The following is a 24652-nucleotide window of genomic DNA, read 5'->3' on the forward strand; positions in this document are numbered from 1 at the left end:
CGTTCCACTTCTGGTTGGCCCAGCCGTTGCAGTCCCACAGCTGCACCTTGGTGCCGTTGGCGTTGATCGTCCCCAGATCGGCGTCCAGGCACCGGCCGTTGTACATGCTGTAGATCGTGTGGCTCGTCGCGTCGTAGATCCACTTCTGGTTGGCCCAGCCGTTGCAGTCCCACAGCTGCACCTTGGTGCCGTTGGCGTTGATCGTCCCCAGATCGGCGTCCAGGCACCGGCCGTTCTCCCGGCTGTGGATCGTGTGGCTGGAGACGTCGTAGCTCCAGGACTGGTTGTCCCAGCCGTTGCAGCCCCACAGCTGCACCTTGGTGCCGTTCGGCCCGATCGTGCCCAGGTCGGCGTCCAGGCAGCGCCAGTTCTGGTGGCTGCGGATCGGCCCCCAGGCCGCCCCCGTGCTCATGGTGCCCCCAACGCCCGCAGTGCTCACCGTGCCCGCGGTGTTCACGACGGGTGGCACGCCGGGGACGAACGCCGCGCATCCCAGCGCGATCGCCGTCATCGCGCCCGCCACCCTCACTCTCCATCGCATCGTCGCCGCTCTCCCTTCGTCGAGGTACGGACTCCTCGAAGGAGTTCGAGGAGTGACGTGGAGAGTCGTCGTGACCGGGCGGAATCCCGCCCGGTCCGCCCGATGCCGCGCCTGCCGCTCCCGCGGGCACGCCCGGCCATCACTCTCCGGAGCAGAAGGTACACGCACTGAGATCGATCGCGGGGCGACGACACGGCGCTCAGGGCACGCGTCCGGCAGGGAACCTGCCGGACGCCGCCTTTCGCCGAGGAGCCCGGTGAAGCCCATGGAGCCCATGGAGCCCATGGGCTCGTGGAAGCTAGTCCGCAGCCCCCGGGGAGCCCGCGGAAAGGCCCGCCGCGCGCTCGGCCGCCGTGATCGCGTTGCGGAACAGCATCGCGACCGTGGTGGGGCCGACCCCGCCGACCCGGGGGGTGATGGCCCCGGCCACCCGGTCGCAGGACTCGTCGACGTCGGGCAGCAGCCGCCTGCCCTCGTAGCGCACGCCGCCGCCGATGACCACGGCACCGGGCTTGACGTGCTCGGGCCGGATGATGCCGGGCACCCCGGCGGCGGCCACCAGGACGTCGGCGCGGAGCGTGTAACGGGGCCAGTCGCTCACCCCGGTGTGCACGACGGTGACCGCGGCGTTCGCCGTCGGCCGCTTCTGCGCCAGGAGGATCGAGAGCGGGCGGCCGAGCGTGGCACCGCGCCCGAGGACGACCACCTCCCTACCGGCGACCGGGATGTCGTGGAAGGCCAGCAGCGCCTCGATACCGGCCGGGGTGCACGGCAGCGGGCCCGGCAGCTCCAGTGCCAGCCGCCCGATGTTGAGCGGGTGCATGCCGTCGACGTCCTTGTCCGGGTCCATCACCTGAAGCGCCCGGTCGTAGTCGAGGTGACGCGGGACGGGGTGCTGCACGAGCAGGCCGTGCACCGCCGGGTCGTCGTTGAAGGCGGAGATGACCGCGTGCAGGTCCTCCTGGGTGGCGCTCGCGGGCAGGTGCTCGTGCGGTGAGGCGAACCCGAGCTCGGCGGCCTGGCGCTGCTTGATCCGGATGTATCCGGCGCTGGCGTCGTCGTCGCCGACCAGGACCGTGGCCAGGCTCGGGACGATCCCCGTACGGGTCAGGGCGGCCGCCCGCGCGGCCACGTCGGCGAGGATCCGCTCGGCGACCGGGCCACCGGGAAGCAGCCGGGCCCGGCGGCCTCCGTGCTCGGTGTCCTCGGTGTGCTCGGTGTCCTCGCCCTGCTCCTCGTGGTCGCCGGTGGGCGTGGGAACGTTCGATGCGGGTCGGGACATGCGCGTCCTCTCGGCGTGGGCGCCCAGGCGGTCGACTCCCACGACGAGCTCCCCGATGGTTGATGCCATCCCCTTGCCGCCAGTCGCGTCCCTCCTAGGATGCCCGATCGGCTCCCCCGGGGTCGAACCGTCCCGCCCCTGCCCGGTCGGCCCGGCGCCTCCGGCCACCCGTGCGGACCGGCCCGCGCGGGCGTGGCCGCCCCGGGGACCGCGTGTCAGGCGGAGGACGTGTGGGCGGCGAGGGCCGACAGGAGCTTGTTCATCGCGGAGCCGGCGCCGGCGGTCGTCGTCGGGCCCAGGGCGACGAGGCTGGAGATGAGGACGGCGAGTTCCGCCACGTCCAGGGCGAGCGGCGCGGCTCCGCCCGTCAGCGCGAGCCAGGTCCCGCCTCCGGGTCCGCGCCGGGAGCGTACCGGGACACCGGAGTCGCGCAGCCGGGCCAGGTCGCGCTCGACACTGCGCCGTGACGCCCCGACGGAGCGCGCGAGCTCGCCGGTCGAGGCCGGGACGCCGCGGCGGGCGACGAGGATCTCGACGAGTCGCTGCTGGCGCTCGACCCTGCGCAGGGTGAGGAGCGCGTCGCGCGAGGCGGCGGCGAGGGCCACGGACTGACTCATCACGATCCAGGTGAGATCCCGCCACCAGCGTGACGGCTTCTCAATCTACCGTGGATCACATGAACACGCTCACACGGGCCGACGAGGCCGCCCGAGACTTCTTCCAGGACTACCGCGACGCACTGCTGTCACGCGATGTGGAGCGCATCGCCGGCTCCTACAACCACGCCGTCCTGATCGCGTTTCCCGATCGGATCGAGGCCGTCACCGACCCCTCCCGGACGCGCGAGTTCTTCGAGAACGCGATCGGCCAGTACGACGGGGTGCAGAAGGCGGTCCCGTCGATCACGGTGATGGGTGCCACCGAGCACAGCATCTGGGCCGATGTCACCTGGGACTACGCCGGCGCGGCCCCCGCCGAACGCCTGGTGTACCAGTTGCTCAAGACCGCCCACGGGTGGCGGATCGGGGTGCTGACTCCGCGCTGAGAGCCGGGCGGGGGTCGACCGCGTACCGATCGTGGCGACAGGCCGCCGATCACGCGGTCGATCGACGTTCCCGGTCGGCACGCCCCGGCCGCCCCGGCCGACCGGTCCGCGTTCCGGCCGGGACGCGGACCCGCGCCGCCCGGCCGTACCCCTATCAGGAGGAGGCGCCGCCGGTGCCGAGCCTTCTCAGGCGGGTCACGGCCTCGTCGATGACCTCGTTCTTCTTGCAGAAGGCGAAGCGGACGAAGTGCCTGCCGCGCTCGGGACGGGCGTAGAAGACCTGGGTCGGGATCGCGACCACCCCGGCCAGGGAGGGCAGCTCCCGGGTCAGGGCGAGACCGTCGGTGAAGCCGAGGGGGCGGATGTCGGTCTGCACGAAGTAGGTGCCCGCCGGGCGGTACACCTCGAAGCCCGCCGCCGACAGCCCGGCGGTCAGGCGGTCGCGCTTGGACTCCAGGTCGGCCCGGAGCGAGGCGACCCAGCCGAGCTCGTGGCGCAGCGCGTGGGCGGCGGCGAGCTGCCAGGGCGCGGCGGCGGTGAAGGTGAGGAACTGCTTGACCGTCTGCACGGCCCGGACGAGCTCGGCCGGGCCGCAGACCCAGCCGGTCTTCCAGCCGGTGACCGAGAACGTCTTGCCGGCGGAGGAGATCATCACGGTGCGCTCGCGCATGCCCGGCAGGGTGGCCGGAGGGATGTGCTCGACGCCGTCGAAGGTCAGGTGCTCGTAGACCTCGTCGGTCACGGCCAGCAGGTCGTGCTCCCGGCACAGCGTGGCGATCTCCTCCAGCTCGGCGCGGGTGAAGACCGTCCCGGTGGGGTTGTGCGGTGAGTTGACCAGGATCAGCCGGGTACGCGGTCCCACGGCGGCGCGCAGCTCGGCCGGGTCGAAGGTGAAGCGGCCCCCGTCCGGGCGCAGGGTGACCGGGCGGAGCACCGCCCCGGCGAGCGCGACGGAGGCGGCGTAGGAGTCGTAGTACGGCTCGAAGGCGATCACCTCGTCGCCGGGCTCGCAGAGCGCCAGGATCGTCGCGGCGATGGCCTCGGTCGCGCCGACCGTGACGAGGACCTCCCCGTCGGGGTCGTAGCCGAGGCCGTAGTGGTCCTTGCGGTGCTCGGAGACGGCCTGCCGCAGCTCGGGGACGCCGGGCCCGGGAGGGTACTGGTTGGCGCCCTCGCGGATCGCCGACACCGCGCGCTCCAGCATGGCGGGGGGCCCGTCGGTGTCGGGGAAGCCCTGTCCCAGGTTGATCGAGCCGGTCCGCGCGGCGAGCGCCGACATCTCGGCGAAGATGGTCGTGCCGAACCCGCGCATCCGCGCCACCAGAGGGTCATTCACGCGCTCCAGCGTAGTCTCCGTCCCCGCCACCGGTCCCCGGGCGGGACGGCCTCGCGCGGGCGGCCGGGGTCGCGGAGGCCGGACGACGCCTCGTCGACGGGTGAGCCGCCCCCGCGGCGCGGGCGAGAGGGCGGTCCCGGGACGAAATTTTCCCCCGTCCGCACGAGAGGGCCTCTTCCGTGGGCAGGCAGGCAGGAACACGGGAAGGAGAAGGACATGCGAGCACGTGGTGAGCCCTCGGTCGCGGCGTCGGGCGAGTGGAGGGACGAGGAGGGCACGCGGATGCCGGCGGGGGAGGCCCATGCCTGGCGTCCGGGGACGAACCAGACGTTGTGCGGCCTGGCGCTGAGCCGGTCCCGGTTGCTGCGGTTCCACCACGTCCCGTGGCCGGACGTGTTCCCGGAGTCGGGAGGCGCCGCCGAGGAGATACAGCGGGTCTGCCCGAAATGCCGGGCGGCGGCCGGAGGCCGTTCCGAGCGCGGCTGGAGCAAGAGCTGGCGCCGGGACTCCCCCCGGCCCTGACGCCCGCGGACCGGGGCAGGGGCGGGGGCGGGGGCGGGGGCGGGGGCGGGACAGAACGGGACGGGCGGAGCGGGGGGCGGGCGCGGAAAACCTGGCGGATTCACATGGCCCGCCCACCGGGTGTGTTCACCGAATATGCCCGCGTTTTCGCGCCCGCTGATACGGTCGGCCGGAAATGCTCGGTGAATCGTCCCTCATTCTGTGGATCACACGAACCCGGTCGTGGGGGTGATGTGCCGACGTAAGGTGAACGCACAGGTTCGGGGAGATCACCGGCGGAGACGACCACAGATGGTGCAGAGCGAGAAGACCAGGGAGCCCAGCCCTCCCGCGGACGACACCGGACCGACGAACCGCGCCTGGCAGCTGGTGACGGGTTTCTCCAACGCCCTCGTCCAAACCCTTCTCGTGCTTCTCGCCCTTTCCGTTTCCACGACCTCGAAGCTGATCCTCATCGGTGCGATTCTCGCGCTGACGGCACTGACCGTTTTCCCGGGCGTGCTGCTGCGGAACGCCACCTGGTTGCGCCGCGCCTTTCCCGGATGGGTCAGCGGCCGGCTGGAGTCCCTTTTCCGGGTCACGCAGAGGAACGTCTGGCGCTTTCTCACCGCCGGTGTCCTGGTCACCGTCCTCGTGGTCCTGGCCGTGGTCCCCAAGGACGAGCCGTGGCGTACCTGCCAGATCCCCGACGAGATCACCCTGCTGGCCTCCGACGAGACCGCGCCGGTCATCCGGCGGGCCGCCGGGGAGTTCATGGCGAGGAAGGTCGACTGGTGGGGGTGCCGCCAGGTGAACATCACCGTCAGCGGCCTGCGGGCCGGTGAGGCCCGGGAACGGCTGAGGGACTGGACCTTCCCCGTCCAGCCGACGACGGAACGGACCGCGCGGGAGGCGCCGGGCGCCCGGCCGGACGGGTGGATCTCCGACTTCGCCGAGGAGATCGACTACGTGCGCAGGGACGAGACCCCGGCCGAGGGACGGACGTTCGGCGAACGGACGGTCGTGGCGACCTCCCCGCTGGTCATCGCCGCGTCCCCGGCACTCGCCGACGACCTCACCCAGGGTGACTGGCGCCCGGGCGGGCGGGACTGGGCCTCGCTGCTGCGCGGGAAGACCGGCAGCCGCCTGCAGGTGCTGCGCACCCACCCCCGGGCCTCCAACGTGGGCCTGATGGCCACGGCCGCCACTCCCCTGCCCGAGGAGGACCTGTCCGCGAAGACGCGGCTGAGCGACGACACCCGTGACCTGATGTGCCGGTACGCCGGATCCGGTGAGGCGTCCCCGATGCTCCTGACCGAGCAGCAGCTCCACGAGCTCAACCTCGGCCTGTCGGGCACGGGACCGGCACCGGGTGACTGCGCGGCCCCCGGCACGGTCGGGGGAAGGCCCTCGACCACTCTCCGGCCGTCGGCCGCGTACGAGCCGCTGACGGCCGTCTACCCGGCGGGTGGTCACGCCATGCGGTACACCTGCGTCTCCAAGAAGTGGCCGGACCTGAGACGGCCCCTCGTCATCACCCGGACCGTCGAGGAGTTCTGCGGCGCGCTGCGGGAGATCCTGCCCCGGTACGGCTTCCGCGACGACCGGGGTCGCCTGGCCCTTGACAGGTTGCCCAAGCGGACGTCCTGGTTGAAGGCCGAGGCGCGGGTGGCGGACTGGAGACCGGACGTGCTGGCGCTGCTGCACGAGCTGAGGACCCCGCTCGGCGAGCACGTGCTCGTCGTGGTCGACGTCTCGGGCTCGATGGCGCGCAACAAGGTGAACGACGGCCGCTCGCGGCTGGAGGCGGCGATCCAGCTGGCCCAGCTCGTCGTCACGTCCAGGGGCGGTGACCTGACCACCGGGATCGCGACGTTCTTCCCCGGCGACGGCCACGCCGTCGAATCCGCTCCCGTCCGTGACGGGGGGAAGGCCCTGGCCGACAGGCTCGGCGCGGCCCTGAACGAGTACCGCACCGGTTCGCGCCCCGACCCTCCGATGCGTCCCGTCCTGAAGGAGGCCCTCGCCAGGATGGAAAGGACCGGCGACCCCCAGGAACGGCGGATCGTGCTGGTGCTCACCGACGGCGGGAACCCGGCCGGGCTGACAGCGGCCGACCTGCGGGGACACGGCGGCGTCCGGCTGGTGATGCTCTCCTTCGACCTGCACGGCTGCGACACTCCCCCGCTTCCGGAACTGCGTGACCGTGAGCTGATGTCCTGCCACGACGTGAGCACCGATCCGGAGAAGACACTGGACGACGCGTTCAACGAGCTTCGGACGGCCACCGGATGAGCCGCCTGCTCGCACTGGCCCTGTGCCTGCTCTGCCTGACGGCGAGCGTCGCGCCCGTGCCGCCCCCCGGCCCCTCCCCGGGCGGCTGCGTCCTGCGCATCGCCACCGGTGCCGACGTCTCGGGAGGCGTCCGCGAGCGGGCCCTCGAGGCCGTCTGGAACCGGCACCCGGGCAGGCCCCGGGCGTGTTTCGTGGCGATCTCCTCGGTCGCCGACGAGCAGCGCAGCGCCATGATCGCGGCGGCCCAGGCCAGGGCGGGCCACTACGACGTGTTCAACCTCGACATCCAGTGGATCCCGGAGTTCGCCGAGGCGGGCTTCCTGCGCCCGGTCGACACCGTCATGCACGGCGAGACCAACGACTTCCTGTCCCAGGTCTGGGCCGCGGGCGGCTGGAACGGCGTCCGGTACGCGGTGCCGATCAACACCGACGTCGGCCTGCTCTACCGCCGCGACGACGTGCGGGAGCCGTCGGACTGGCGGGACATGATCGTCCTGGCCACGGCCAGGCGGAGCGGTGCCACCCGCACCGACCTCGGCCTGACCGGCCAGTTCGCCTCCTACGAGGGGCTGACGGTCAACGCGCTGGAGGCGATCTGGGCGAACGGGGGGGACGTGGTCGACGCCACCGGCCGGGTGGTGATCGCCGAGAAGGAGGGGGTGGCGGCCGTCCGCAGGCTCATCGAGGCGGTGAACACCGGGGTGATCTCCGGGGAGACCCTGGGCGGCAAGGAGGCGGATTCGCTGAGCACCTTCCGCGAGGGGCGCGCGCTGTTCCTGCGGCACTGGCCGTCGGCCCACGAGGTGCTCTCCGGGGAACGCGGGTCCGGCGGGATCGGCTTCGCGGCGGCCCCGCTGCCCTGGCAGGGGGTGCTGGGCGGCCAGTACCTCGCCGTCTCCCGCCACTCCCCCAGGCGCGACCTGGCCCAGCGGCTGGTGGCGGCGCTCACCGGCCGTGAGGCGGCGGTGCTGCTCTACCAGTGCGGCGGCTTCGCCCCGGCCAGGGTGTCCGCCCTGTACGCGCAGGAGAGGGCCGACTGCGACGGCCCCGCGTCGGCGCCGTCTTCGTCCCCGTCCGGAGCTCCGTCCGCGTCCCCGTCCTCTACCTCTACCTCTACCTCGTCCTCGTCGCCGTCCGGGGCGGGACCCGGGGCCACCGCCGAGCCCGAGGCCGAGAGCGTGCCGCCCGACACGCTGCTGCGCGCCCTGACACAGGCCAGGCCCCGGCCGTCCACCCCGTACTACAGCCAGTTCAGCCGGGTCTTCCGCACCGAGGTCCACGACCTGCTGAGCTGCTGGGCGCTGGGGCGCACGGGATGCCAGGAGGCGAAGGCGTTCACGGCCGGTCTGGCGCCCAAGCTGAGAAAGGCGCTCGCCGGCGGCTGACCCGCCGGGCGGCTCAGGCGGACGGCTCAAGCGGGCGGCTCAGTCGGGCGGCTCAGTCAGGCGCGGCGAAGCTCCGGAGCACGCCGGCGATCTCGTCGATCTCGGTGAGCTTCCCCGACGCGACGGCGATGACGAAGTCGTAGGCCTCGTCGTCGTCGGACGGTTCGATCCTGACGCCGTTCTTGGCACAGAAGACGTACATCGTGAGCCAGGCCGCCCGTTTGTTGCCGTCGACGAACGGATGATTGGCGATGATCGAATGGAACAACGCGGCGGCCTTGGTGAACACGTCCGGATAGGCGTCCTGACCGAACACGGAGGTCCGGGGACGGACCAATGCCGCCTCCAGCAGGCCCAGATCGCGCACCTGGATGGGCATCCCGGCGGCCGCCCGCGCGATCCGCAGCCCCTGCTCCAGCGTGATGAACGCCGTCACTCTCCGAGCCTTCGCAGTAGCTCCGCGAACCGTTCGGCTCCTTGGGCGGCGAGTTCGTCGGTCAGATCGTCGTCGGCGACCCGGGCGAGATAGTCGTCGATGGCGTGCAGCGCGACCTGCTGCATGCTCCGTCCCTCCTTCTCCGCGCGTCGCCTGAGGGCCTCGGTCTGGTCGTCGGAAAGCCGCAACGTCATCGCCATGCCTCCGATCGTATGCGGGATCTGGTATCACCGCGATACCAGACGGAGAGTGTACGCGTTCTCACCCACGGTTCGCGTCCGCTTCACCGTCCGCCATGACAGGGCAGGGCAGGGGAAGGAGCGGCCGTGCCCGTGGATCCGGGCGCGTCCCGTCGCGGTTCCGGCGCTTGCCCCGGACGTAGCGTCATGGTTTTCACTGGGCCCCATGAAACGCGTCCCTCTGGTCTATCTGACCTCGTACGCCCTGTCGCTGCTGGGAAACTCGATCGCCGCGGTGGCCCTGCCCCTGATCGTGCTGCAGACGACGGGCAGCGTCCTGTCCGCCGGGATCCTCTCGGCCGCCACCGCGGTACCGGCGTTCGTCGCGGGACTGGTCATGGGCGTGGTCATCGACCGGATCAACCGGCGCACGTCGTCGGTGATCACCGACCTGATCTCCGCCGCGTCGCTGGCCGCCCTGCCCCTCGTCGATCTCGTGACCGGGCTGAACCTGGGCTGGTTCATCCTCTTCGGTGTCATCGGCGCGGTCGGGGACGTGCCGGGGATGACGGCCCGCGAGGCCATCCTGCCCGCGATCGTGCGGAACGGCGGGATCTCCGCGGAACGGCTCATGGGCGTCAGGGAGAGCCTCGGCGCGCTGGTCATGGTGATCGGCCCGGCCGCGGCCGGGAGCCTGCTGGTCCTGTTCGACGGCTCCATGGTGCTGTGGATCACGGCCGGCACGTCGTCCGCCGCGGCGATGCTCACCCTTCTGATCCCCCGGGACGTGGGCGCGATCCCGGCCGGGACCGGTGCGGCGCCCTCGTCGGGCCGCGAGCAGCTGAGGGAGGGCTGGCGGGTGCTGTTCCGGGGCGACCGGTTCCTGCTCGCGGTCACGGTGCTCAACCTGGTGCTGGTCACGGTGATCGTCTCCCTGCAGGGGATCGTCCTCCCGGTGCACTTCACGCTGCTGGAGCGGCCGGAGATGCTCGGTTTCGTGCTCACCGCGCTGGCCGTGGGGACGCTCGTGGGCGGCGGCCTGTACGCCGGTCTGGGGACGCGCGGGTCGCGCCGGGCCTGGTTCACGACCGGGATGCTCGGCACCGCCGTGGGCGTCGGCGTGATCTCGGCCCTCCCCTCGATGTGGGTCGTCTTCGCCGGGGCGTTCACGCTGGGGCTCTCGTCGGGGCTGTGCGGCAGCCTGCTCGGGGTCCTCATGATCGAGCGGATCCCCGACGGCGTGCGCGGCCGCGTGATGGGGACGCAGAACTCCCTCATGATGATCGCGGGTCCGGTGGGGATCCTCGCGGCCGCGTTCATCGGCCATCTCGGCGGGCCGGCCGCCGCGGGGGCCACGATGGGCGTCGTCTGGGCCGTCACCGTGCTGGTGGCGCTCCGCGTACCCGCGCTGCGTAACCTTGACGCACAGGAGACACGGGACGCACAGGACGTCCAGGACACGCAGGACGTCCAGGACACCGATCGGGGGGTGACCGAGCGTGCGCAGCGGTGACCTGGCGTCGCTCGCGGACGTGACGGTCCGCACGCTGCGCCACTACCACCGGATCGGCATCCTGCCCGAGCCCGGGCGCGACGCGAGCGGATACCGGCGCTACACGATCCACGACCTGATCCGGTTGCTGCGCATCCGGCGGCTGGCCGCGCTCGGGATCCCCCTCGACCAGGTGGCGGACGTCCTGGACTCCGAACAGGAGGACCACGACGACCTGCTGAGCGGCCTGGAGCGCGAGCTCGACGCCCAGATCGCCCGGCTCACCAGGCAGAAGGCCCTGCTGGGGGTGATCCGCGAGCACCGCACCTCCCCCGACGTGCCCCCGGAACTCGCGCGGTTCTTCGAGACCTTCGCCCTCGCGGACGCCTCACCGGCCATGAACAGGATCGACCGGGAGCAGTCCGTTCTCCTGGCACACCTTCTCGGCGAGGAGGGCATCGCCCACCTGACCAGGTTCTACGAGCGCATCGCCGCCCCCGGTGTCATCGAGGTGGTGACGGAGCTCGCCCTGCGCTTCGACCGGCTGGAGGCGGACGCGGACCCGGAGGTCACCGGCCGCCTCGCCGACGACTTCGCCGAACGGATCGGGGCGCTCGTCGCCGATCTCACCGGACCGGACGGGCAGGCCGACCTCCTGGACGAGAGGCTGTACGGGCTCTTCGACCAGTACATGAGCGACGCCCTGAACCCCGCCCAGAAGGTCGTGATCGCCCGCGTCATGGAGCGGCTGGAGGCGCTCCCCGGCCTGCGATGACGTCCCGGTACCAGCCGTAGCTCGCCTTCGGGGTGCGGACCTGGGTGGCGTAGTCGACGTGCACCAGTCCGAAGCGGGCGGCGTACCCCCGGGCCCACTCGTAGTTGTCCAGCAGCGACCAGCAGAAGTAGCCGCGCACGTCCACCCCCTCGGCGACGGCGTCGGCGGTCGCGGCCAGGTGCTCGGCCAGGTAGGCGATGCGGCCGGTGTCGTCTGTGTGGTCGGCGTCCCCGGCGTCGCCGTAGCCGTTCTCGGTGACGAGGATCGGCGGCAGCCCGGGGAAGCGCGCGGCGAGCCCGGTGAGGGTGTCGTACAGGCCGCGCGGCTCGATCCGCCAGCCGAGCCCGCTGGTACGCGGACCGTCCGGCATGACCGTGCGCACCCCGATGTCGTAGGCCGACCGCAGCGCCGGGTCGGGCTGGGCGTACGGGGCCGCGGCGGCGTGGATCGGGTAGTAGTAGTTCACCCCGAGGAAGTCCAGCGGCGCCGAGACGATCTCCAGGTCGCCGTCGCGGCGGAACGAGAAGTCGGTGATCTCCCCGTACACGTCGGCCATGTCCGCGGGGTAGGCGCCGCCGAGCAGCGGCTCGGTGAACTGCCGGTTGACCATCAGGTCCATCCGGCGGGCGGCGGCGGCGTCCTCGGGCGACGGGCTCGCGGGCACGCCCGGCGACATGTTGAGGGTGACGCCGGCCCGCTCGCCCGGCCGGGCGTTCTCGCGCAGGCGCGCGACGGCCAGGCCGTGCCCGACGAGCAGGTGGTGCACCGCGGCCAGGGCCCCGTGTCCCTCGCGGGCGCCGGGCGCGTGGCGGCCCTCGGCGTACCCGGTGATCGAGGAGCAGTACGGCTCGTTCAGCGTGGTCCAGTACGGCACGCCGTCCAGGGCCTCGTGCACGGTCGCGGCGTAGTCGGCGAAGCGCTCGGCGGTGTCGCGGACCCGCCACCCGCCGCGGTCCTCCAGCGCCTGGGGCAGGTCCCAGTGGTAGAGGGTGACGAACGGCACGATGTCGCGCTCCAGCAGCGCGTCCACCAGGCGGCGGTAGAAGTCCAGGCCGCGGCGCTCGGCCCGGCCCGCGCCCTCGGGGAAGATCCGCGGCCAGGCCACCGAGAACCGGTAGGCGCCCACGCCGAGGTCCGCCAGCAGCGCCACGTCCTCGGGCCATCGGCGGTAGTGGTCGCAGGCCGGGTCCCCCGACTCCCCGCCCGCGACCGCCCCGGGGACGCGCGCGAAGGTGTCCCAGATCGACGGGCCCCGGCCGTCGGCGCCGGTGGCCCCCTCGATCTGGTACGCGGAGGTGGCCACCCCCCACAGGAAACCGGGCGGGAAGGCGCCCGCCTCCGGGACACGGACCTCGGGCGCGGTCATACCTTGATCATCTCTGCCATGATGAGTCCGATGATATGCCCGCCGGACGACACGCCCGCGAGCGCCTCCGGGACCTCGTACGCCGCGAGGATCACGAGGACCACCGGAGCCGCCGGCATCACGAAGGTCGCGGAGGTCACGGGGATGACGGAGGTTACGGAGGCCGTGGGGCCCGGCCGGGACACCCGCGGCGCCGCCGGAGCCCTATGCACGCCCGATCCCGGAGTGGTACGCCTGTCTGTCGTGACCCGAAGACTCCCCGACCTCGACGTGCTCCGCGGCTTCGCGGTGTGCGGGATCATGGTGGTCAACACCTGGCAGCTCACCCGCGGCCGCCTGGACGGTCCCGAGCGCAACGCGGTCGATCTGTGGGTGGAGAATCTGCTGCAGGGCAGGTTCTACCCGATCTTCTCGTTCCTGTTCGGGCTGAGCTTCGTGCTGTTCCTGAACTCGGCGGCCGGGCGGACCAGGGGCCCGCGCATCGTGCTGCTGCGCAGGCTGGCGGTGCTCACCGTGATCGGCGCGCTCCACTGGCTCGTCAATTCCGGCGAGGTCCTGCTGCCGTACGCGCTCTCCGGCGCGCTGGTGCTGCTCCCCGCCTCGTTCCTGTCACCGCCCGCGATGGCGGTGCTGGGGCTCGTCCTGACCGGGTACGCCGTGCACCAGGGGGGTGGGGTGGTGCTCATTCCCGGACTGTTCCTGCTGGGCGCGGCCGTGATGGAGAGGCCGCCGTCCGGGCGGCTGCTGCTGCCGGTCTTCCTGTTCTCGGCGGTGCTGGGCACGGCCCTCACCGCGCTGTGGATGATCGGCTCCGGGGACTACTCGCTGTACTACCGGGGGACCTACCCGGCGGCCGGGCTGGCGACGGCCACGGCGTACTGCACGGGGGTGCTGCTGCTGTTGCGGACCCGGGCGCGCGGGGCGTTGACGGCGGTGCTGGCCCCGCTGGGCCGGACGGCGCTGACCAGCTACCTGGTGAGCACCCCGGTCATCCTGATGTCCCTGCCGCTGCTCACCGCCGACCCGACCCGGGTCACCGGCCTGGTGTTCGCCCTCGCCGTCCTGGTGGTCCAGATCCTGTTCAGCCGGGCGTGGCTGGCCCGGTTCCGGTACGGGCCGCTGGAATGGGTATGGCGGAGTCTCACGTGGATGGAACGCGTGCCGAACCGACGGATAGGGTCACACCCGTGACACGCATCGCCCTGTGCCAGATCCCCGTCTCCGAGGATCCAGACGTCAACCTGAGCCGCGCCCGCGACGCCCTCGGAGAGGCCGCCGCGGGCGGCGCCGAACTCGCCGTCCTGCCGGAGGCGACCCTCACCCGGTACGGCAGGCGCATCATCGACCTCGCCCAGCCGCTGGACGGGCCGTTCGTCACCGGGCTGGCCGAGGCCGCGCGGGAGCACGGCCTGTCGGTGATCGCGGGGGTGTTCGAGCCCGGCGAGGGCCGGGTGCACAACACCGCGGTCGCCATCGGCCCCTCGGGGTCGATCGAGGCGGCGTACCGGAAGATCCACCTGTTCGACTCCTTCGGCGCCCGTGAGTCGGAGCTGGTCGTGCCGGGTGACACGCCGGTCGTGGTGGAGCTGGCCGGTCTGCGGATCGGCCTGGTCACCTGCTACGACATCCGCTTCCCCGAGCTGACCCGGGCCCTGGTCGACGCCGGGGCGGAGGTGTTCGCGGTGATCGCCGCCTGGGGGTCCGGGCCGATGAAGGAGGAGCACTGGACCACCCTGGTCCGGGCGCGGGCCCTGGAGAACACCACCTGGGTGGCGGCCGTGGGCCAGGCGCCGAATCCCGAGGCCCGCGACGGCTACGGGATCGGGCGGAGCATGCTGGTCGATCCGATGGGGGTGGTCCGTACCGATCTGGGCTCCTCGCCCTCCGTCCAGACGTGCGAAATCGACTCCCAGATCACGATTGCCACCCGGAATGCCCTGCCGTGCCTGGAACACCGGCGGCTCCAGGTCGGCGGATCGTAAAATGCCGACCGTGAGTGAGCCACCTGGGCGTAGAACGCAGATGCAGAAGGTCATACCGCCTCGGCTGCTCGTGCCCTATCTGGCCGGCAGACGCACCGTGATCTCGGGGTACGTGTACCGGGTTCAGGACTGCGCGCGGCTGACCACCCCCGCGCAGCTCTTCGCAGGCCTGGACCTGGGGTTCGAGGGCTCGGAGCTGACCGCCTCGGTCCCGGAGATCTATCTGATGCGCTGGTTCGCCCGTGACATGGACGCCTACATCGTCCCCTACGGCCCGCACATGGGGGGTGACTGGAACGATTCACCGCCCTTCGCGGGGAACGGTTTCACCACCTCGCGCGAGCATGTGGTGCCGCAGTTCCACACCACCCCGATGCCGATCCCCGCGGGAGCCGAGATCATCCACGTGACCCCCGGCCAGGAGCGCCTGTTCGGCCTGTACGACGGCCTGAGCTGGCGGCCCGCCTCATGAGCACCGAGATCGAGCCCGTGGCCTCGGGGTTCGCCGCCCGTCACCGGGGCCGGACGTACGCCGCGGCCCTGGGTCCGGGCGCCTCCGAGGTGGTGCTGTTCAGCGAGGAGGCCCAGGCCGGTTTCGAGGCGGCCTCGGGCTACTGGCGGCTGACGGTCGCCCGCGAGGACCTCGAATGGCTGGTGCTGGTCCGCACGGTCGGCGCGTTCGGCGGCGAGCCCTGCCTGGTCCTGGACGTCTCCGAGGAGAACGGCGAGGAGAACCTGCACATCGCCTACACCGGGCACAGCGGGATGAAGGCCGAGGCCCTGGGGTACTGGATGGTCGACCACGGCGCGTACGAGGTCGTCGTCCCCCGGGACGAGGTCTTCTCGGTCCGGATCGAGCGCCTGCCGGTCCCGCTGATCCCGGCCGAGCCGGAGCCCTGAGCCCCGCGGTCCCGGACCTTCGGCCGAGGCGTCGCGGCACCTCGCCGAGGAGCACGCCCGGCCGGAGATCGTGATCGTCGTGCCGCCCGCCTAGCCGTTCCCTCCGGTGAAACCGAGGCCGAGGGCGCGGTAACGGGCCAGCCGGGCGGCGAGGCGGTCCTCGGGCTCCTGGGCGAGCAGCCCGGCGATCTCGTACTCCAGCACGCGCGAGACCCGGCGGCAGAACGCCTCCGGCTCGTAGGCGGCGTCCGGCGACTCCGGGATGATCCGGTCGACGAGACCGTCCCTTCGCAGGTCGGTGGAGATCACCCCCTGGGCGGCGGCGATCTCCGGGGCGAAGTCGACGCTCCGGTACAGCAGCGCCGAGGCGCCCTCCGGGGAGAGCGGCGAGAGCCAGCCGTGCTGGGCGCAGAGCACCCGGTCGGCGGCGAGCAGCGCCAGGGCGGCACCGCCCGCGCCCTCCCCCAGCAGCAGGCAGACCGTGGGCGCGTCGAGCATCACCAGGTCGGCCACGGAGCGGGCGATCTCGGCGGCCAGGCCACCCTCCTCGGCCGCCTTGGAGAGCGCGGCCCCGGCGGTGTCGATCACGGTGACCAGCGGCAGTCCCAGCTCGGAGGCGAGCCGCATGCCGCGCCTGGCCACCCGCAGCCCGGCCGGGCCGAGGGGGGCGTCGATCCGCTGACGCCTGCGGTCCTGGCCGAGCACGATCGCCGGAGCCCGGCCGAACCGGGCCAGCGCGAGGATCAGCCCCGGGTCGTTCTCGCCCACACCGGTGCCGTTGAGCGGGGTCACCTCGCGGGCGCCGAGCTTGAGCAGCGCCCGTACGCCGGGGCGGTCGTCGCGCCGGGAGCGGCCGATCGCGTCCCACGCCTGGATCGGCGGGATCGGCCCGCCGGGCTCGGGCCCCGGCTCCAGTCCCCGGCGGGGGGCACAGAGCACGGCGAGCGCCCGTACGGCGACCCTCCGGGCGTCCTCGGCCGACACGACCGCGTCGACCAGCCCGTGCGCGAAGAGGTTCTCCGAGACCTGGACGCCCTCGGGGAAGGGGTAACCGTGCAGCGACTCGAACACCCTCGGGCCGAGGAAGCCGATCAGCGCGCCCGGCTCGGCCGCGGTGACGTGCCCGAGCGAGCCCCAGGAGGCGAAGACGCCGCCGGTGGTCGGATGACGCAGGTAGACCACGTACGGCAGGCCCGCGGCGCGGTGCGCGGCCACCGCGGCGGTGATCTTCACCATCTGCACGAAGGCCATCGCCCCCTCCTGCATCCGGGTCCCCCCGGAGGCGGGCGCGGCCAGCAGCGGGAGCCGCTCGGCGGTGGCGCGCTCGATCGCGGCGGTGAGCCGCTCGGCCGCGGCCACCCCGATCGAACCGGCCAGGAAGGAGAACTCGCACGCGACCACCGCCACCCGGCGGCCGTCGAGCAGCCCCTCCCCCGAGATCACCGACTCGTCGTACCCCGTCCTGGCCCGGGTCGTGGCCAGCTCCCTGGCGTAGTCCGATCCGGGGGGCGCCGGGTCGGCGGGCGGGGTGTCCCACGACGACCACGTACCCGGGTCGAGGAAGGTGTCGATCAGCGTGCGCGCGTCGGGCCGCGCCGGGGTCATGCCCGCGCTCCCCGCGGGGACGCGTCGGGACGCGTGCGCGACGATGCCCGGGGGCGGTGCCCGGGGGTCCGCGGTCGCCTCATCGCTCGCGCTCCTCCAGCCACGCGAGGACCTCGTCACCGTGCTCGCCGAGCGCGGGCGGGGCGGTGTGGCGCACGGGCGGGTCGCCGTCGAAGCGCAGCGGCGGACCGGGCAGCTCGATGACGCCGAGCACGGGGTGGTCCACCTCGACGACCAGGCCCTGCGAGCGGGTCTGGTCCCAGGCGTAGACCTCGTCGATGGACCTGATGGCCCCGGCGGGCACCCCGGCCTCGCCGAGCGCGGCCAGCCAGTGCGCCCTGTCGTGCGCGGCGAGCGCCTTCTCCATGTCGGCGATCAGCTCGTCCCGATGCGCGAATCGTTCCCTGTTGACCGCATATTTCGGGATGTCGGGGTCGATGTCCAGCAGGGCGGCGACCTTGCGCCACTGCGCGTCGTTGGCCGCCGCGATCTGGATCATGCCGTCCGCGCAGCGGAAGGCCCCGTACGGGGCGATGGAGGCGTGGTGGTTGCCGCCCGCCCCGGGCACCTTGCCGCCGACCGTCCAGGCCGTGCCGTGGTAGGAGTGCACCCCGGTCACCGCGGCCAGCAGCGAGGTCCGCACCACCTTGCCCCGCCCGGTCCGCTCACGCTCGTAGAGCGCGGCGACCACCCCGTACGCGCCGTGGATGCCGCCGAGCAGGTCCGCGATCGAGGCGCCCACCCGGTACGGCTCGTCGGGCGAGGGGCCGGTGAGGCTCATCAGCCCGGCCTCGCCCTGCGCGATCTGGTCGTAGCCGGGCCTGCCGCCCTCGGGGCCGTCGTGGCCGAAGCCGGTGATCGACAGGATGACCAGGCGGGGGTTGAGCTCGTGCAGCCGCTCCATGGAGAAGCCCAGCCGGTCCAGGACGCCGGTGCGGAAGTTCTCCACCAGGACGTCGCTCTGCCGTACCAGGCGCTCGATGAGCGTCCTGCCCTCGGCGGACTTGAGGTCGACGGCGATCGACCGCTTGTTACGGTTGGCCGCCAGGAAGTAGGTGGAGATGTCGCCGTCGGGGCCCACGAACGGGGGGCCCCAGCCCCGCGACTCGTCCCCTCCCCCGGGATGCTCCACCTTGATCACCCGGGCTCCCAGGTCGCCGAGCATCTGCGCGGCGTGCGGGCCCGCGAGCGCGCGGGAGAGGTCGAGGACGACGATGTCGCCGAGTGCTCCCTGCAAGATCAACCTCCGGTACGTGGTGGCCGGGCCCGGCCGGAAGGAATCCACCGTTCCCCGGCCGCCTGTCATGAGACCACCCGGCACGGTGCCCGGACGCGGGAACCCCATGATCCCTCATGACACCACCCCGTGGGCGCCCGGGGGTGAGATCAGGATTTTTCGCCCCGGCCGGCCACGGGACCACGGCGTACGGGCGAAGGGAATCTGACTCGGAAACCTGACACGGGGCCGCATACGGCGAGACGCGGGGCCGCACACGGGGCACCGTGAGGACGACGTGAGGACGACGTGAGGGCACACGGAGGCTCACGGGTCGCGTGCCGGGAGGACGCGGGAACGCGGGAAGACACGAGGACGCGGGAAGACACGGGGATGCGGGAAGACACGAGGGTCGCGGCGGGACGCGGGGGCGCGTATCCGAGGACATGCGGGAAGACGCGGGAGACGCGGGGCCGCGCCCGGGGACACGCGGGGAGACGCAAAGCAGGCCGGGGCCCGCACCATGAAGGTGCGGACCCCGGCCCGTGATCGTGCGTGCTGCTACGTCAGGCGGGAACGATGTTCTCGGCCTGCGGGCCCTTCTGGCCCTGCGTGACGTCGAAGGAGACCTTCTGGCCTTCCTGGAGCTCACGGTAGCCCTGCGCCGCGATGTTGGAGTAGTGAGCGAAGACGTCGGCGCCGCCGCCGTCCTGCTCGATGAAGCCGAAGCCCTTTTCAGCGTTGAACCACTTCACAGTTCCCGTTGCCATCTCGATCTCCTTCGATAGGTGGCAAAATCAGAACCCGCACCTCGCGAATCCTGCGTCGCCGCGATGAGCCCATCCGGAGATGACCGGGAAAACAAAATGCACCTGAAGGGTTATCCGTCAGGTGCACACAAAGTTTCATGGGTACCACAACCGCAACTGAGTTCAGCGTAGCACCTTCGCGCACCGATCGCACAACGGCGGGGCCGGCCACCCCCCTGGACGTTTCCGGAGACCCGGCCGGGACGGGGCCCGGAGACTCCTCGAAGACCTCCCGCGACGGCCTGCACCGGCCCGCGACGGCCCGCACCGACCTGCGACGGCCCGCACCTGCCCGCGACGGCGTCGGCGGGCCTGCGCGGGGCGGCGACCCCGGCCGGCTCCCCCGGGATCACGACGCGCCGCACGGGCCGGGGTTACGGCAGTATCAATCGTGACCACCGGAAACAGGCCGGTGAGGGCCATCCTTCAGCCTTCCATCACGGATCATCGGCAATAGACTGGGCCGGTGCGTGACGAAAGCGGATCGTCCTGCCGGGTCTGCCGGGCCCCGCTGCCCGCGGCGACGCGCGGACGGCCCCCGGTCTACTGCTCCCGTGCCTGCCAGGCACGGGCCTACCGGCGGCGGAAGAACCCGCCCCCCGCGGCCGAGCCCGACCCACCGGCCGGGCGGCCGTCCAGGCGCCTGGAGATCGTCGAGGCGCTCTGGCGCATCGCCGCCGAGCGCGGCCTGGAGGCGGCGAGCATGCGGGAGATCGCCGCAGAGGCCGGGGTCTCCCTGCGCGTGGTGCAGTACCACTTCGACGGCAAGCACCAGTTGCTCGTCACCGCGCTCCGGCTGCTGCACCGGGACGGTGAGCGCCGTGCCCGGGCGCGGATCGAGGCCGTGGCCGACCCCTCCGACCTCCGGGCCCTGCTGTGGGTGATCCTGACGGAGTTCCTGCCGCTGGACGACCGGAGCCGGACGACCCTGCGGGTGCTCCTCGCGTACTACGTCCGCAGCCTCACCGACCCCGCGCTGGCCGCGGTCTTCCTGCACGGTGGCCGGCCCCTCGAGGACCTCGTCGCCGGCATCGTCGGGCGGGCGCAGCGGGAGGGGAAGGCCGCGCCGGGGCTCGACCCGCGCCACGAGGCCGACCTCCTGGTGGGCGGGGTCTCCGGGCTGGGCATGGACGTGCTCCACGGGCGGCGTACCGTGGCCGAGGTCCGCCGTACCGTCGACTACCACCTGGACCGGATCTTCACCGTCCCGGCCGCGTCCGGGGCGCCGGCGGAGACGTCACAGGAGGTCCACCTCGGCGTGCGGCAGTCCTCCCGACAGTGACGGGAAGCCCGGCCCCCGGTCGAAGAAGGGCCGGCCCGCCTCCGGGAGGGCGTCTGGTCCGCGGAGCCCGCGGAGCTCGGCGCGGCGGGCCTCGGTGGCCCCGGCGTCCACCCGGGGGTCGTCACCGGGCCCGGTCAGGACGACGCCGTAGTCGTCGCGGGCGCCCTCGGGCGACACCTTGCCGTCCCGGACGTCGGCGGCCACCAGGGCGGGATCGCGGTCCAGCGGGGAGCCCCAGCCGCCCCCGCCCGTGGTACGGACCCGGATGACCTCTCCCGCGCGGACCGGTGAGTCGTCCACCAGCCCCTCCATCGGCCTGCCCTCGATCTCCACCACGAAGGGGCTTCCGGCCCGGCCGCCGTTGACGCCCCAGCAGGACAGGATCGAGCGGTCGGCGATGGACATGAACGAGGCGTCGCGGAGCATCCGCAGGTGCTTGTCGTACCCCAGGCCGCCCCGGTAGAGGCCCGGGCCTCCGGAGTCGCGGGCCAGGCCCAGCCGCTCCACCCGGAACGGCCAGCGGGACTCGGCGAACTCCACCGGGATGTTGCGCGAGTCGGGCACGACGTGGATGGTGTCCTCCCCGTCGGCGTACCACCGGCCGCCGGAACCGCCGCCGAGCACCTCGCGCATCAGGTACGGGGTGCCGTCCAGCCCCTCGCCGTACACGCCGGTGTAGCGGATCGTCTCCTGGTCGGCGGGCATCCGTCCGCCGGTCGCCTTGGCCAGCACCCCGGCCAGCACGCCCAGCAGGCGCAGGATCACGAACGTGCGGGCGTTGGTGGGCGCGGGGAAGACCGGGGTGAGCAGGGTGCCCTTGCCGGGGAAGCGCATCTCGATGAGCGGCACGACCCCCTCGTTGACGTCCAGCTCGGCCATCCGCTCGGGGGTGTCGGCCAGGTTGCGCAGGATCGGGGCCAGCCACTTCTTCAGGAACACCCCGTCGGCGTAGTCGCCCGCGTGGTTGATCGGACCCTTGGCCTGCGGCGAGGTGCCGGTGAAGTCGATGACCAGCGGCGCCGGGGCCGAGTGGTCGACGGTGAGGGTCATCCGCTGGGTGTGCAGCCGGGGCGGGTCGACGCCGTCGTGCTCGGCGTAGTCCTCCCAGACGTGGGTGCCCTCGGGGATCTTGGCCAGCAGCTCCCTGCGGAACGTCTCGGTGGTGTTGGAGATGATCGCGTCGAAGCACGCCTCGACCGCCTCGCGCCCGTACCGGTCGAACAGCTCCGCCAGCCGGCGCGCGCCCATCAGGCAGGCCGAGCACTCGGCGTCCAGGTCGCCCGCGAGCGAGTCGGGCATCCGGGAGTTCCTGGTCATGATCGTGAGGGCCGCCCGGTTGGGGACGCCCCGGTCCCAGAGCTTGATGGGCGGGACCATCAGCCCTTCCTCGAACACGCTGCGCGCGTTGCTCGGCATGGAGCCGGGCACCGCCCCTCCGATGTCGTCGTGGTGGCCGAACGCCTGCACGAACGCGACCACCTCGCCGTCGTGGAAGACCGGCACGGTCACGCACAGGTCCGGCAGGTGCCCGATGCCGCCCTCGGACAGGTAGACGTCGTTGTGGAAGAACACGTCACCGGGGTTCATCTCGCCCACCGGGAAGTCCCTGACGATCGGCTGGACCAGCGCCGAGTAGGACCTGCCGGTCAGCTTGCGCAGCCGTACGTCGTGGATGCCGGCGCGGAAGTCGTGCGCGTCGCGGATCATGGGCGAGCGGGCGGTACGGGCGATGGCCGTCTCGACCTCCATCTCCACCGAGGCGAGCGTCCCCTCGACGATCTCGACCAGGACCGGGTCGGCCGTGGCTGTCACGCCCTCGGTGTCCTTCATCTGCGTGGTTCCCTTCTCGCCGTGCCGGGCCGTCCGCACGACCTCGCCGTGCCGGGCCTGCCCGGTCTGCCGGGCCGTCTCACCGTGTCGCGCCGTCTCACCGTGCCGGGCCGGATCTCACCGTGCCGGGCCGGCCGCACGACGCACCTCCAGGTTCCCGAACGCGTCGGTGGTCGCGGTGAAGCCGGGGTGCAGGGGCAGGGTGGAGCCGTACTCCTCGATGACCGCCGGTCCGGCGATCCGCACCCCGGCCGGCAGTCCGGAACGGCGATGGACCGGGGCCGGGCCCCACTCGTCGTAGAAGACCTCGCGGAAGGCCACCGGCTCGGGACGCCCCGAGCCGTCCGGCCTGCGGCCCAGGGTGGGACGGGTGATCGGGCCGATGCCCGAGACGCGGAGGTTGACCCATTCCACCCCGTGGCGGGGGTCGTCGCGGTAGCCGTACCCGTAGAGCTTGCGGTGCTCGGTGTGGAAGCGCTCCAGCACCTCGGCCCGCCATGCCTCGTCCAGCGGACCGGCCGGGGCGGGCACCCTGACCTCGTATGCCTGGCCGTAGTAGCGCAGGTCGGCGCTGCGGGCGTAGACGTGCTCGGTGGCGGGGAAGCCCTCGCGGTCCAGGGCCGAGGCGGCCCGGCCCTCCAGCTCGCCGAAGATCTCCGCGGCGGTCTCCAGGGAGAGGTCGCGGGTGACGAAGGTGCGCACGTAGTCGTTCTTGACGTCCACGGTGAGCAGCCCGAACGCCGAGACGTTGCCCGGGTCCGGGGGGACGATCACCGACGGCAGGCCGAGGATGTCGATGAGCCTGCACACCAGCAGCGGCCCGGAGCCGCCGAAGGCGACCATGGGGAAGTCGCGCACGTCCAGGCCGCGCTTGACGGTGATCTGGCGGATGGCGTTCGACTGGTTGAACGCGCTGATCTCCAGCACGCCCGCGGCGGCCCGTTCGGGGGTCAGCCCGATCGTGGCGGCCAGCGCCTCGATCCCCTCGCGGGCGGCGTCGGCGTCGAGCGGGATCTCCCCGCCGAGCAGGTGCGGCGGGACGCGGCCGAGGAAGACGTGCGCGTCGGTGACGGTGACCTCGGTGCCGCCGCGGCCGTAGCAGAGCGGACCGGGGTCGGCCCCCGCCGACCTGGGACCCACCTTCAGGGTGCCCTCGGGGGAGATCCACGCGACGGAGCCGCCCCCGGCGCCGACCGTGACGATGTCGATCATCGGGATCTTGCAGGGGTAGCGGCCGACGTTGCCCTCGGTGGTCAGCGACGGCTCCCCGTCGACGACCACGGCGACGTCGGTGGAGGTGCCGCCGCCGTCAAGGGTGATCACCGAGGGGTGCCCGGCGGTACCGGCGATCAGCGCGGCGCCGAGCGCGCCCGCGGCCGGCCCGGACAGCACGGTGGTGATCGGCTGATGCACGACCTCGGCGGCGGACAGCACGCCGCCGTTGCTCTTCATGATCGAGAAGGGCATGCCCCCGGGCCCGCGGGCGCGACCCCCCACGGCGTCCCCCGCGCCCTTCGCGTCCCCGGTGTTCCCGGTGGCCTCGGTGTTCCCGGTGTTCTCGGGGTTCCCGGCGCCGCCTCCGGGGGCGTCCGCGGCCCCCGCCCGCGGGGAGCGGCTCGCCGCCTCCAGGCGTTCGGCCAGGTTGGCGATGTAGCGGCGCATGGTCGGCTTGACCGCGGCGTCGACCAGCGTGGTGACCGACCGCTCGTACTCGCGGTACTCGCGCAGCACGTCGGAGGAGATCGAGATCACCGCGTCCGGATGCTCCTTCTCCAGGACCTCCCGCATGCGCTGCTCGTGGGCGGGGTTGGCGTAGGAGTGCAGGAAGCAGACGCCGATCGCGGTGATGCCCCGGTCGCGGAACCACCGGGCCGTCTCGGCGGCCTGCTCCTCGTCGAACGGCCGCACCTCGGCCCCGGTGTGGTCCAGCCGCCCGCCGACGGTCCTGACCCGGTGCACCGGGACGATGCGGGGCGGCTTCACCCAGAAGTAGGAGTTGCCGTAACCGTCCGGCACACTCTGGCGGGCGATCTCCAGGATGAACTCGAAGCCCTCGGTGGTCACGAAGCCCAGGTCGGCGATGCGGTCCTCGAGGAGCTGGTTCGTGGCGACCGTGGTGCCGTGCACGACGGCCGACACGGCCGACAGGTCCGTCTCCCCTCCGGTCCCGGCCGCCTTCCGCAGGACCTTGCGCACCCCCTCCATGAACCCGTCGGCCGGGTTGGCGGGGGTGGAGGGGGTCTTGGTCGTGGTGATCTCACCGGTCTGCTCGTCCACCGCGACCACGTCGGTGAACGTGCCTCCGGTGTCGACCCCGATACGGACGCTGCGCATGCCCCCGTGTCTACCCAGTTCAGGCGATCCGGCAAATCGGCGGACCCTGCCGAAGCTTCGC

Annotated in this window: 24 protein-coding genes and 1 riboswitch; of the genes, 11 read left to right on the top strand and 13 right to left on the bottom strand. The window is 72.5% G+C overall.

Annotated features, from left to right (window positions below; genetic code table 11):
* The 3 genes from ACZ6RT_RS23645 to ACZ6RT_RS23655 all read right to left on the bottom strand — a co-directional run.
* Window positions 1-541, bottom strand: a 541-nt coding sequence (locus ACZ6RT_RS23645; protein WP_470156131.1) for a ricin-type beta-trefoil lectin domain protein, incomplete at its 3' end; no start/stop codon positions are given.
* Window positions 542-839: 298 nt separating this feature from the next.
* On the bottom strand, window positions 840-1865 hold the full coding sequence (locus ACZ6RT_RS23650; RefSeq protein WP_470156133.1) for a bifunctional 5,10-methylenetetrahydrofolate dehydrogenase/5,10-methenyltetrahydrofolate cyclohydrolase: 1026 nt from the start codon (window positions 1863-1865) through the stop codon (window positions 840-842).
* Window positions 1838-1920: riboswitch (ZMP/ZTP riboswitch) on the bottom strand. (Overlaps the previous gene by 28 nt.)
* Before the next feature lie 118 nt (window positions 1921-2038).
* Window positions 2039-2440 carry a helix-turn-helix transcriptional regulator gene (locus ACZ6RT_RS23655; RefSeq protein WP_399193191.1) on the bottom strand — a complete coding sequence of 134 codons (402 nt, stop codon included), beginning with the start codon at window positions 2438-2440 and terminating at the stop codon, window positions 2039-2041.
* Window positions 2441-2499: 59 nt separating this feature from the next.
* On the opposite strand from ACZ6RT_RS23655, the gene ACZ6RT_RS23660 reads away from it, so the two are divergent.
* Window positions 2500-2868 (top strand): hypothetical protein, encoded by a 369-nt coding sequence (locus tag ACZ6RT_RS23660; RefSeq protein WP_470156135.1) that lies wholly within the window; start codon window positions 2500-2502, stop codon window positions 2866-2868.
* A gap of 154 nt (window positions 2869-3022) precedes the next feature.
* Here the strand turns inward: ACZ6RT_RS23660 and ACZ6RT_RS23665 are convergent, their stop codons facing one another.
* Window positions 3023-4204 carry a pyridoxal phosphate-dependent aminotransferase gene (locus ACZ6RT_RS23665; RefSeq protein ID WP_399193195.1) on the bottom strand — a complete coding sequence of 394 codons (1182 nt, stop codon included), beginning with the start codon at window positions 4202-4204 and terminating at the stop codon, window positions 3023-3025.
* A 216-nt stretch (window positions 4205-4420) separates the two neighbouring features.
* On the opposite strand from ACZ6RT_RS23665, the gene ACZ6RT_RS23670 reads away from it, so the two are divergent.
* From ACZ6RT_RS23670 to ACZ6RT_RS23680, 3 genes are all read left to right on the top strand, one after another.
* The gene (locus ACZ6RT_RS23670) at window positions 4421-4726 is read left to right on the top strand and encodes a hypothetical protein (protein WP_399193197.1); all 306 of its coding nucleotides are present in this window, start codon (window positions 4421-4423) and stop codon (window positions 4724-4726) included.
* Between the two features lie 291 nt (window positions 4727-5017).
* Window positions 5018-7000: a VWA domain-containing protein gene (locus ACZ6RT_RS23675; protein ID WP_399193199.1), complete on the top strand. Its 1983-nt coding sequence runs from the start codon at window positions 5018-5020 to the stop codon at window positions 6998-7000.
* Window positions 6997-8385 (top strand): extracellular solute-binding protein, encoded by a 1389-nt coding sequence (locus ACZ6RT_RS23680; RefSeq protein ID WP_470156138.1) that lies wholly within the window; start codon window positions 6997-6999, stop codon window positions 8383-8385. The genes ACZ6RT_RS23675 and ACZ6RT_RS23680 overlap by 4 nt, the downstream gene beginning before the upstream one ends.
* A gap of 52 nt (window positions 8386-8437) precedes the next feature.
* Here the strand turns inward: ACZ6RT_RS23680 and ACZ6RT_RS23685 are convergent, their stop codons facing one another.
* A complete protein-coding gene (locus ACZ6RT_RS23685) occupies window positions 8438-8821 on the bottom strand; it encodes a type II toxin-antitoxin system death-on-curing family toxin (protein WP_470156140.1) in 384 nt (127 codons plus the stop codon).
* Window positions 8818-9021 (bottom strand): CopG family transcriptional regulator, encoded by a 204-nt coding sequence (locus ACZ6RT_RS23690; RefSeq protein WP_344900793.1) that lies wholly within the window; start codon window positions 9019-9021, stop codon window positions 8818-8820. The genes ACZ6RT_RS23685 and ACZ6RT_RS23690 overlap by 4 nt, the downstream gene beginning before the upstream one ends.
* Before the next feature lie 205 nt (window positions 9022-9226).
* On the opposite strand from ACZ6RT_RS23690, the gene ACZ6RT_RS23695 reads away from it, so the two are divergent.
* Window positions 9227-10513, top strand: coding sequence for an MFS transporter (locus tag ACZ6RT_RS23695; protein WP_399193205.1), 1287 nt, complete (start codon window positions 9227-9229; stop codon window positions 10511-10513).
* Complete coding sequence (locus ACZ6RT_RS23700; protein ID WP_470156142.1) at window positions 10500-11267, top strand: MerR family transcriptional regulator; 768 nt, start codon at window positions 10500-10502, stop codon at window positions 11265-11267. Before ACZ6RT_RS23695 ends, ACZ6RT_RS23700 begins: the two co-directional genes overlap by 14 nt.
* Here the strand turns inward: ACZ6RT_RS23700 and ACZ6RT_RS23705 are convergent.
* On the bottom strand, window positions 11230-12633 hold the full coding sequence (locus ACZ6RT_RS23705) for a GH1 family beta-glucosidase (protein ID WP_399193209.1): 1404 nt from the start codon (window positions 12631-12633) through the stop codon (window positions 11230-11232). The two genes, ACZ6RT_RS23700 and ACZ6RT_RS23705, sit on opposite strands and share 38 nt — an antisense overlap.
* Window positions 12630-12773 (bottom strand): hypothetical protein, encoded by a 144-nt coding sequence (locus tag ACZ6RT_RS23710; RefSeq protein WP_470156145.1) that lies wholly within the window; start codon window positions 12771-12773, stop codon window positions 12630-12632. Before ACZ6RT_RS23710 ends, ACZ6RT_RS23705 begins: the two co-directional genes overlap by 4 nt.
* A 103-nt stretch (window positions 12774-12876) precedes the next feature.
* On the opposite strand from ACZ6RT_RS23710, the gene ACZ6RT_RS23715 reads away from it, so the two are divergent.
* From ACZ6RT_RS23715 to ACZ6RT_RS23730, 4 genes are read left to right on the top strand one after another with little or no spacing between them, the layout of a single operon-like run.
* Window positions 12877-13824, top strand: coding sequence for a DUF418 domain-containing protein (locus tag ACZ6RT_RS23715; protein ID WP_470156146.1), 948 nt, complete (start codon window positions 12877-12879; stop codon window positions 13822-13824).
* On the top strand, window positions 13821-14615 hold the full coding sequence (locus ACZ6RT_RS23720; RefSeq protein ID WP_399193215.1) for a carbon-nitrogen hydrolase family protein: 795 nt from the start codon (window positions 13821-13823) through the stop codon (window positions 14613-14615). The genes ACZ6RT_RS23715 and ACZ6RT_RS23720 overlap by 4 nt, the downstream gene beginning before the upstream one ends.
* 10 nt (window positions 14616-14625) lie before the next feature.
* The gene (locus tag ACZ6RT_RS23725) at window positions 14626-15087 is read left to right on the top strand and encodes a hypothetical protein (protein ID WP_344900805.1); all 462 of its coding nucleotides are present in this window, start codon (window positions 14626-14628) and stop codon (window positions 15085-15087) included.
* The gene (locus ACZ6RT_RS23730) at window positions 15084-15515 is read left to right on the top strand and encodes a hypothetical protein (RefSeq protein ID WP_344900807.1); all 432 of its coding nucleotides are present in this window, start codon (window positions 15084-15086) and stop codon (window positions 15513-15515) included. The genes ACZ6RT_RS23725 and ACZ6RT_RS23730 overlap by 4 nt, the downstream gene beginning before the upstream one ends.
* A 90-nt stretch (window positions 15516-15605) precedes the next feature.
* On the opposite strand, the gene ACZ6RT_RS23735 is transcribed toward ACZ6RT_RS23730, so the two are convergent.
* From ACZ6RT_RS23735 to ACZ6RT_RS23745, 3 genes are all read right to left on the bottom strand, one after another.
* On the bottom strand, window positions 15606-17120 hold the full coding sequence (locus ACZ6RT_RS23735; protein ID WP_399195464.1) for a carboxyl transferase domain-containing protein: 1515 nt from the start codon (window positions 17118-17120) through the stop codon (window positions 15606-15608).
* A gap of 79 nt (window positions 17121-17199) precedes the next feature.
* Entirely contained in the window at window positions 17200-18357 is a 1158-nt protein-coding gene (locus ACZ6RT_RS23740) for a CaiB/BaiF CoA transferase family protein (RefSeq protein WP_399195462.1), read from the bottom strand.
* A 545-nt stretch (window positions 18358-18902) separates the two neighbouring features.
* Window positions 18903-19106: a cold-shock protein gene (locus ACZ6RT_RS23745; RefSeq protein WP_049562746.1), complete on the bottom strand. Its 204-nt coding sequence runs from the start codon at window positions 19104-19106 to the stop codon at window positions 18903-18905.
* A gap of 505 nt (window positions 19107-19611) precedes the next feature.
* Here ACZ6RT_RS23745 and ACZ6RT_RS23750 point away from each other — a divergent pair.
* Complete coding sequence (locus ACZ6RT_RS23750; RefSeq protein WP_470156150.1) at window positions 19612-20427, top strand: TetR/AcrR family transcriptional regulator; 816 nt, start codon at window positions 19612-19614, stop codon at window positions 20425-20427.
* Here the strand turns inward: ACZ6RT_RS23750 and ACZ6RT_RS23755 are convergent.
* Window positions 20383-22257, bottom strand: a complete 1875-nt coding sequence (locus ACZ6RT_RS23755) for a hydantoinase B/oxoprolinase family protein (RefSeq protein WP_470156152.1) — start codon at window positions 22255-22257, stop codon at window positions 20383-20385. The two genes, ACZ6RT_RS23750 and ACZ6RT_RS23755, sit on opposite strands and share 45 nt — an antisense overlap.
* 117 nt (window positions 22258-22374) lie before the next feature.
* Entirely contained in the window at window positions 22375-24591 is a 2217-nt protein-coding gene (locus tag ACZ6RT_RS23760) for a hydantoinase/oxoprolinase family protein (RefSeq protein ID WP_470156154.1), read from the bottom strand.
* Window positions 24592-24652: the final 61 nt, after the last annotated feature.

The sequence above is a fragment of the Streptosporangium sp. NPDC050148 genome, assembly GCF_055586505.1.

Excerpts from the sequence above, each read along its gene's own strand:
- ACZ6RT_RS23655 (WP_399193191.1), bottom strand. The coding sequence starts at position 2,440 with ATGAGTCAGTCCGTGGCCCTCGCCGCCGCCTCGCGCGACGCGCTCCTC.
- ACZ6RT_RS23660 (WP_470156135.1), top strand. The coding sequence starts at position 2,500 with ATGAACACGCTCACACGGGCCGACGAGGCCGCCCGAGACTTCTTCCAG.
- ACZ6RT_RS23670 (WP_399193197.1), top strand. The coding sequence starts at position 4,421 with ATGCGAGCACGTGGTGAGCCCTCGGTCGCGGCGTCGGGCGAGTGGAGG.
- ACZ6RT_RS23675 (WP_399193199.1), top strand. The coding sequence starts at position 5,018 with ATGGTGCAGAGCGAGAAGACCAGGGAGCCCAGCCCTCCCGCGGACGAC.
- ACZ6RT_RS23680 (WP_470156138.1), top strand. The coding sequence starts at position 6,997 with ATGAGCCGCCTGCTCGCACTGGCCCTGTGCCTGCTCTGCCTGACGGCG.
- ACZ6RT_RS23690 (WP_344900793.1), bottom strand. The coding sequence starts at position 9,021 with ATGGCGATGACGTTGCGGCTTTCCGACGACCAGACCGAGGCCCTCAGG.
- ACZ6RT_RS23695 (WP_399193205.1), top strand. The coding sequence starts at position 9,227 with ATGAAACGCGTCCCTCTGGTCTATCTGACCTCGTACGCCCTGTCGCTG.
- ACZ6RT_RS23705 (WP_399193209.1), bottom strand. The coding sequence starts at position 12,633 with ATGACCGCGCCCGAGGTCCGTGTCCCGGAGGCGGGCGCCTTCCCGCCC.
- ACZ6RT_RS23730 (WP_344900807.1), top strand. The coding sequence starts at position 15,084 with ATGAGCACCGAGATCGAGCCCGTGGCCTCGGGGTTCGCCGCCCGTCAC.
- ACZ6RT_RS23735 (WP_399195464.1), bottom strand. The coding sequence starts at position 17,120 with ATGACCCCGGCGCGGCCCGACGCGCGCACGCTGATCGACACCTTCCTC.
- ACZ6RT_RS23745 (WP_049562746.1), bottom strand. The coding sequence starts at position 19,106 with ATGGCAACGGGAACTGTGAAGTGGTTCAACGCTGAAAAGGGCTTCGGC.
- ACZ6RT_RS23755 (WP_470156152.1), bottom strand. The coding sequence starts at position 22,257 with ATGAAGGACACCGAGGGCGTGACAGCCACGGCCGACCCGGTCCTGGTC.
- ACZ6RT_RS23760 (WP_470156154.1), bottom strand. The coding sequence starts at position 24,591 with ATGCGCAGCGTCCGTATCGGGGTCGACACCGGAGGCACGTTCACCGAC.